Source organism: Okeania hirsuta (assembly GCF_003838195.1).
In the GTDB taxonomy this organism is placed as follows: Bacteria; Cyanobacteriota; Cyanobacteriia; order Cyanobacteriales; family Microcoleaceae; genus Okeania; species Okeania hirsuta.
This window is the reverse complement of sequence record NZ_RCBY01000300.1, coordinates 1-7,512: the sequence shown is the minus strand read 5'-3', so window position 1 is coordinate 7,512 and position 7,512 is coordinate 1. Positions and strand designations below refer to the sequence as shown.

The 7,512-nt window shown below is 33.9% G+C and carries 6 protein-coding genes; 2 read left to right on the top strand and 4 right to left on the bottom strand.

What is annotated here, in order from left to right; genetic code table 11:
- The 3 genes from D5R40_RS28570 to hetZ all read right to left on the bottom strand — a co-directional run.
- The coding region (locus D5R40_RS28570) for a transglutaminaseTgpA domain-containing protein (protein WP_124155562.1) at positions 1-977 on the bottom strand (977 nt) is incomplete at its 3' end.
- A 401-nt stretch (positions 978-1,378) separates the two neighbouring features.
- Positions 1,379-2,437 (bottom strand): hypothetical protein, encoded by a 1,059-nt coding sequence (locus D5R40_RS28565; RefSeq protein WP_124147030.1) that lies wholly within the window; start codon positions 2,435-2,437, stop codon positions 1,379-1,381.
- Positions 2,430-3,596, bottom strand: a complete 1,167-nt coding sequence (hetZ, locus tag D5R40_RS28560; protein ID WP_124147037.1) for a heterocyst differentiation protein HetZ — start codon at positions 3,594-3,596, stop codon at positions 2,430-2,432. Before hetZ ends, D5R40_RS28565 begins: the two co-directional genes overlap by 8 nt.
- A 95-nt stretch (positions 3,597-3,691) precedes the next feature.
- Here hetZ and D5R40_RS28555 point away from each other — a divergent pair, with 95 nt between their 5' ends.
- Positions 3,692-4,171 (top strand): hypothetical protein, encoded by a 480-nt coding sequence (locus D5R40_RS28555; protein ID WP_124147029.1) that lies wholly within the window; start codon positions 3,692-3,694, stop codon positions 4,169-4,171.
- A gap of 317 nt (positions 4,172-4,488) precedes the next feature.
- Here the strand turns inward: D5R40_RS28555 and sds are convergent, their stop codons facing one another.
- Complete coding sequence (sds, locus tag D5R40_RS28550) at positions 4,489-5,460, bottom strand: solanesyl diphosphate synthase (RefSeq protein ID WP_124147028.1); 972 nt, start codon at positions 5,458-5,460, stop codon at positions 4,489-4,491.
- Between the two features lie 1,343 nt (positions 5,461-6,803).
- Between sds and D5R40_RS37165 the strand changes: the two genes are divergently transcribed.
- Positions 6,804-6,962, top strand: a complete 159-nt coding sequence (locus D5R40_RS37165) for a hypothetical protein (RefSeq protein WP_192901192.1) — start codon at positions 6,804-6,806, stop codon at positions 6,960-6,962.
- The last annotated feature ends 550 nt before the right edge of the window (positions 6,963-7,512 follow it).

Here is a 7,512-nt window from a genome sequence, read left to right as displayed (position 1 = left end):
CTCACCCGCATCACAACTTGAGGCTCTAATTGCCCACGCAAATTTTGATTAATTTTAGTATTAAATCCATAATAATAAGTACTATCTAAAGTTCCTGGACCTGATTCTTGATTAGTTCCACTTCCTCCACCAGAACCATCTCCATCTCCCCTACCTTGACTAATATAACCAGGGTTTGTAATAGTTCGCCCATCAAAATTTTCTACATCAAAATTAATCGGCGCACTAACAGGAAAAGTTCGTACTTGATAACCAGGTAATCTAGGTAAAAGAGCAAAAATTCCTAGACCTAATCCAATAATTACTAATAATAATATTGTTAATCGCTTGGGAGATAAAGTAGCATTTAATAAAGATATTTTCTTCCGCTTTTTCTTAACTTCTGATGTTTTACCTATAATTCTGGATTCTAAACCTAACCTAGACCTATAATCTAAAATCAAGCAAGGAATAGCGATCGCGATAAACAACAGCAACACTGGGCCATAAGTTAAAGTTTGACTGATAGTACCTGCGACCCCTAACAAAATTAGCCCGATAGTCATCGAATAACCCAAGTCTTTCCGTCTAGGCAAGTCAAAGCTATGTAAGACCTGAAGTTGAATCAAGAATTCCCCCAATACCAGTCGCGTATCACTCAACTCAGTAACTAACCTACCCAAAAAATCAGCTAACGCCAATAACATTCCGATCGCCAAACAAAATTTAGCTGGTATGTTTCGTTTGTAGCGGTTATACCAACTCCAAATTGCCCCTATAATACTTAATGGAGCGGCCCAAACAGTTAAAGGAAGTTCGTCTGTTGCTACCCCGGCGGCTACATCTACAGCAATAATGCCTACTATAACTAACGCCTGTACCATGACTCGCAATAGAATAGAATTTTCAGGAACAGGTTTAGGTGCTGCTTCTATCTCTCGCCACAGAAGTCCTAATATAGGAAGGTTTCGCACTTCCCAACCAAAAAAATTAGACATAAATTTTGGTAGATGCTTTTCAATAATTAATAATTAATAATTAATTATTAATTATTGCCTCTTCTTTCAAAGGAGAGGATTGAGGAACAGGGAAAATTTTTCTTTATTATCTTCTTAAAAGGTTTATTATAATTGTTTAACTTAAAAATTAAGACGTTTTTTAGTCTGAAACTTCCTCAGAGCAAGAAAGCTTCGTCTCAATCTAAAGTTAAATGACTATATCTCCTTAAAAGGGGAAGCTTTAAACCTCAGTTTTTCGGTAATAACAATTGTAAAACTTTGAAAGCATAGGCACATTATCAAGTCAAAAATCAAAAGTCAAAAGTCAAAAGTGATGACTTACAAGAAAATTTAGAAGTCAAAAGTCAGAAGTGATATTAATGGAACTTAAAACCTCTACTCTACAGTCTAGACTGTTGCCTGTTACCTGTTCCCTCTTGAAGGTGAACCACAAACTTTAAAGATTGCTCCCAGTTGAGGAACTTAATAATTAGCTGATATGTTTCATCTGGTTGTGGGTCAAATAACTCTACACATAGAGTACCTGCATCTGAACGTTCAGCAGTAGCTTCAACTCCTCTTCCTTGAACTTGGAAACTTCCTGCTCCAGGTAATTCACCTTTAATCCTCAAACACGCAGAAGAACGATCTTCAGGAATATAATATTCAGCTTCAATGGTAAGACACCCTAAAGCAGTTTGCCATTCTCTCTTTGTTACTGACTGATTCAAACAACAAGTCAAACTTAAAGATGAGATAATTTCTTGAGCAGCAAGCAAAGACAACAACATCTGTTGCTTTGGAGTTGCAGTATTATAAGCAGTAATATGATTGGAAATCAATTCTCCATCGCGGGTTCCACCTACAAGCACTAAACCAGCTAGTTTATTTAAAGATTGAGATTGGTTTGGGAACAAACTATCCACTGCTCTAACCAATTTACTGCCGGGGAGTAAATCAGATGATACTAAATCCTGACAAGATTGCAAAAGTTGAGCAAAGACAGTCTCCGTTAAAGGTATATTTAACTTACCCCACTTAATATTTTTCATCTGTGATGCCCACAAATTAATATGGGAAAACCAGTTATTTACCTCTACGTCTGGATATTCAGCATCGTAGTTTACCAGATTATTTTCCCAAGGAAATCGTGGGGGTTTAGCTTCAATCTTGGCTTTAAGTCGTTTTTGTAATACAGTCTCGAAACGATTATACACGGTTGGTACTTCTCCGGGTGTAAGTGGCTGACTTTCGTAATCGTAGGGGTAGTCAATTTCTTCAGAATCAAGTGGGTCTAATTCTTCCCACTCTAACTCCTGCACCCTGACTTCTTTTTTTCCATTCTCAATCTTGTTTTGATTTTGCCCTACATTTGATATTTCCTTAGAATTTGGCCCTAATAACCAGTCAAAGAAATTATCCTCGAAAGTTTCCACCTGTTTATTCGTTTCGTTATTCATCAGTTGACGCACTCGCTCCGGAATTTGAATGATTTCGTAATTCCCAGGCAAGTTCGAGTAACTTGTGCCACTTCTTCTTCACCTGGTTTACTTTACGACCTAAAGTCTTCGCGATCGCCTCGTCAGAAAGACCTTTATGCTTCAAATCTAGCAAACTTTTCTGTTCTGCGTCAATTTGGTCATGTAGAGCTGTCCATTCTGTGGGGGTTAAGCCTAAATTATGCTCTAAGTCTGCTTCTAACCATTGATGAACTAATTCCCACCTATGTCCCATGGCAAATTTGAGCAAATGATACTTAAAGCGTTGCTGCAAATAATCCCTTTGTCTGGGAGTAAGATTTAAAATAGATTCTATTTCCCCAGTTGATAAGTCTTGTAAACGCAGTGCAAAGTAGTCTGCACAGTCTTGCTGCTGACGTTCCTCCAGATAGGCCATAAGTTCTTCTATTACCACCTGGCGCAGAGAACCTATATCATCATCTGTATCCTGTCGTGCGGCCATTGCTTCTCGCACTTGTTGGATAGATCCATCATTCCATGTCTTATCTGAGTCGCTAGTTGTTCCCTCTGCTGCTTGGTCAATATCTACAGATGTTTCCTTTGGTTGTTGATGGGAAAATGTTTGAGCACGCAGAATGATTAATTGTTGACTACGACCACCAGACAAAGGTATGCGTCTTTTGCCATAACGCTCTGTAAAGGCCATATACTCTGCTAGTTCTAATAATGTATGGGGAGTGTACATTATTGGCAGCTCAGTTTCTCGTCTAAAAGCATTTAAAGCTTCCAGATAAAATTGTTGTAAAAAGTCTTCGATTAGATTTAATCTTGCCTGATAACTTGATTGTATTTGAGGAGGAGTGATATACCTATAAACAATTGCACTTAGACTACTATGTAAATGTATTCTTCCTTCTCTAGAACCAAGCTTGTAGTAATGTAGGCATTGTCTCAGACGATGTTGAGCTAGGTTCTTTGCCCATTTACTTATTTCCCCCGAAGCTTGAATTCTTTTGCTTTCTATGCAAATTCTTTCTACTTCTTGTTTAATACGCTCTGCTACTGATTGGCAATTTTGCTTTGATGCACGAGTAGATTGCTGAAATTCATCTAGCAAGAGCTTTAAATTTTCTTCGCTAACTTGGCAGATTTCCACCATCATTGTATTAATAAATTAACCACTAATAATTTTTTCTATTCATTACACATACACCCTGATTTCATACAATTTCTGAAAAGACTAAATAATAAATTATGGACTTAGATCAACAAATCCAAACACTCATTAAAAATTCACCTCAAAATGGCAATACAGCAGAAGTTGTTGAAGCAATTACACCTGCCTTGAAACTTTTAGCTCAACAATTACAACATTTAGAGTATTATATTTTGCAAACTAACACACAAAATTGGGTTTTGACTACTCTTGGTCATCGTAATAAATCTGAATTAGAAAAACATGTTATTTACGCTTTTCCTACTCAAAAAGATGCTTCATCTTCTATTGTAGAGGATAATGTAGTTGCTAAACCTGTACCAGTTGTTTATATACTTTTCCAAATGATCGCAATTGAACCTTTAGATAGCCTTGTATTTTTTGAACATCCTGGGAATTTAACAACAGCTACAGAAGTTAAAAGAGAGGATGTCCAAAAGCTGATAAGTATATATCTCCAACAGTATCAGGCATCCTCTCATTCCCACTCTAGCAAAATTCCTCCAGATATTGCTTAAGATGTTGAGATATTCTCACAATTAAGGGAACAGGGAACAGGGAACAGGGAACAGTGGCAAAAGTTTTTCTCTGTCTCAGGTTCATCATCAACATAAGTACTAACCAACTCGTTCCTTGCTATATTAATTAATAATTTAACTACCTCAAATAAACAGAGAAAATCGAATTTAGCATACCAAAGTTAAACTCATCTGAAGACAGATTAGATTGCTATAAAAAGATTAATAGGTCTAAATCAATGAATTGCCTTTATTAAGTTTTATCCTACTGCTAGTATTAATTAACTCCTAGCTAAATTATTAAAAGATACTAAAAGCTAATACAGCCGACTTAAAACATAGTCAGTAAGATTAATCAGAGCTTGACGAGAATCACAATCTGGCAAAGATTGTAAATGTTCAACACCCATTTTCGCGTATTTAGTAGCTAATTCCTGAGATTTTTCAATACCGTGACTATCTTTAATTAATTGGATTGCCTCTTCTAAATCACCATCTTGGGCTAATTCTCTTTCGATTAGTTTTTCTAAAGTTGGCTTTTCTGCTAAGGCATATAATGTAGGTGCTGTCAAGTGGCCACTTTTCAGATCTGAACAAGCAGGTTTTCCTAGAGATTCTGTTACACTTGTAAAATCTAGTATGTCATCTACTATCTGAAATGCCAAACCTACATATCGGCCATAGTAGTACATATCCTGAGCTAGTTCTGGTGAAACACCACTAAGAGTTGCTGCAGCTTTAGAACTATTAGCAATTAGAGAAGCGGTTTTATAGTAGCTCTTTTCTAAGTAAGCATCTATGGATAAATCAGTATCAAATTTATGTAGTCCTTGCTGAATTTCTCCTTCGGCAAGGTCCATAATTACTTCTGAAAGTAGTTTAACTACTTCTAGATTATCTAGATTGGCCAAATACCAAGATGATTGAGCAAAAAGAAAATCTCCGGCCAGTACTGCAACACGATTGGTAAATAAACTATGAACGGTGGGGACACCTCGGCGAATTTCTGATTCGTCTACTACATCATCGTGAACTAAGCTTGCAGTGTGGATCATTTCTGTGATTTCTGCTAAACGACGATGTTTAGGACTAATTTCCTGATTTGGCATGGTAGTCCGTGAAATTAAAAAGACGATAGCTGGTCTCACTCGCTTTCCCTGTACGCGGAATAGATGTTCTGCTGCTGCGTACAGGATTGGGTGACGAGCACCTACCAATTGTTTTAAGTTATCTGTTAGCAGTTTTAGGTCTGCTTCTACTGGTGAAAATAGGAGAGTTGAAGTGGTCATGGATTAGCCAATAAAGCTACAAGTTAACAAAATTTTACATATTATATTCTTATTCTAAGTCAACCATCCTTAATATAGGTAAAGTTGATTTTTTTAAATCATTTTTTGTTTTTTTGATAAATAAAGTCGGTTTCTATAGTAGATTGTATCTAATTGTTAAGTAACTCTCAAAATACTATATACAAATAGTATTGACTGTGTTAGTTTAATAGTAACAACTTTAATAATTCAAGTACTCAAAATTGTTGACTATAATAGGTTAATCGTGAGTAATCCTGTAAGGAACTAGACTTATTATAGATTTATCTCTCAATTTACCTAATTATCAAGATTGGCTAGGAATAGTAGAGAATAATTTTTCACTATTAAAGATTGACTCAATCTAATATAACTATTTAGAGTAAAAAGAGATAATAGTTACATTGTGAATTAAAAAAGTAAATAGACCAAAAATTCCTCAATAGTTAAAAGTTACCTATTGGTGAAGAGAATAGTCAAAAACTTCTGAGCTGGAATACATATAATTTAGTCTTCATCATATTTGATCCAAATTAACCTGAAAGTTTTTACCATGCAGGTTATATCAATTAAGCTATCAGGTACTCTATCTAACTAATTAATGATAATTGAAGATAACTTAATAGCTGCATAGTTTGTCTGAGATATATTTACCAATGACTGAAGTGCATAAATTGAGTTAACTTAAGGGTCTAAAAATCTATGTGTTATTAGTTACTAAAACATAGCTCCAGGCTAAAATTTTAGATCGATAGATGATTTAATTAAGTAATATAATTGCGATCAATTGATAGTATTCCAGCTTACCAATCGTACTCATTAATTATCAACAACTTCAAATCTGAATAACCTCTTCTCTAAAAGTACATCAAGGTAACTTAAAAAAAAGTTCAAATATGTGAACTGAAAAATCAAAATATCTGCATGAATACAAAGAGTTCAAGACTTTGTCTATAAATTTATTTTGCTCTGAAAATAAATTAAATGATAATTGTTTTTCTTAGTCTTGATTTCAATTAATTACTAAGTAAAGAATTGAAATCAAGACTAAGAAAAACAATTATCATTTAATTTATTTTCAGAGCAAAATAAATTTATAGACAAAGTCTTGAACTGAAAAATCAAAATATCTGCATGAATACAAAGAGTTCAAGACTTTGTCTATAAATTTATTTTGCTCTGAAAATAAATTAAATGATAATTGTTTTTCTTAGTCTTGATTTCAATTAATTACTAAGTAAAGAATACTCAGTTAATCTTTAATTCCTTAGCTTTTGAGCTAGGAAATACTTACATCTAAATACTACTCGCCATCTCATAAAACCATGAACTACAATCACATTCCTGTAATTATTCCCATTCTAGCAACTGGTTATGTATTTACTGTATATTTACTATTAACATTAGCCCAAAGAGGTGCAAAAATCACAAAAAATAAATCTTGGCAACAAGGTATTGCTAACTCAAGAACTAATTTGCATTAATAAAAAAAATAAAAAACAGCAGATAATACTATAGTTATATATAAACTATCAATTATCTGCTATTAAGATTAATTTGAGTACTAAACATTATAGTAGTCGAAGAAAAGTTAGGAAAGATAAAAACCTTAAAACTCAGACAACGCAAGATTTTTTCTTTTTGCTTCTTGCTTCTGCTACCAAATAACTAATAAAATTGGTATATTTGACATTTGTGTAAGTGTCGTAATACCAAATTCATATAAAGTTGCATAGAATAATATTTTAATTAGAGTTGACTATAGATCGAGACAGACAAGTTAATAAATTTCATAATTCTGTACAGCCTTACATAAAATTGGTATAAGTTAGAAATAATTTTTAACTCACCATAGGATTGTATTTCTATAAAAATCTAAAATTTTCTCTCAGACATTTTTCTAGATAAATTTTATAAGTAAGTTGGTATAAATAAACCAAACTATGTAAAGATAAGTAAATATGGATAATATATCTATAAATGAGTGAGGAAATTTACACATGGGGGCTCGTTTAAGGGTATTTCTCACTCCTG

What these genes read in the sequence shown, in the direction of transcription:
- D5R40_RS28565 (WP_124147030.1), bottom strand. Translation starts at nt 2,437, where the DNA reads ATGAATAACGAAACGAATAAACAGGTGGAAACTTTCGAGGATAATTTC.
- hetZ (WP_124147037.1), bottom strand. Translation starts at nt 3,596, where the DNA reads ATGGTGGAAATCTGCCAAGTTAGCGAAGAAAATTTAAAGCTCTTGCTA.
- D5R40_RS28555 (WP_124147029.1), top strand. Translation starts at nt 3,692, where the DNA reads ATGGACTTAGATCAACAAATCCAAACACTCATTAAAAATTCACCTCAA.
- sds (WP_124147028.1), bottom strand. Translation starts at nt 5,460, where the DNA reads ATGACCACTTCAACTCTCCTATTTTCACCAGTAGAAGCAGACCTAAAA.
- D5R40_RS37165 (WP_192901192.1), top strand. Translation starts at nt 6,804, where the DNA reads ATGAACTACAATCACATTCCTGTAATTATTCCCATTCTAGCAACTGGT.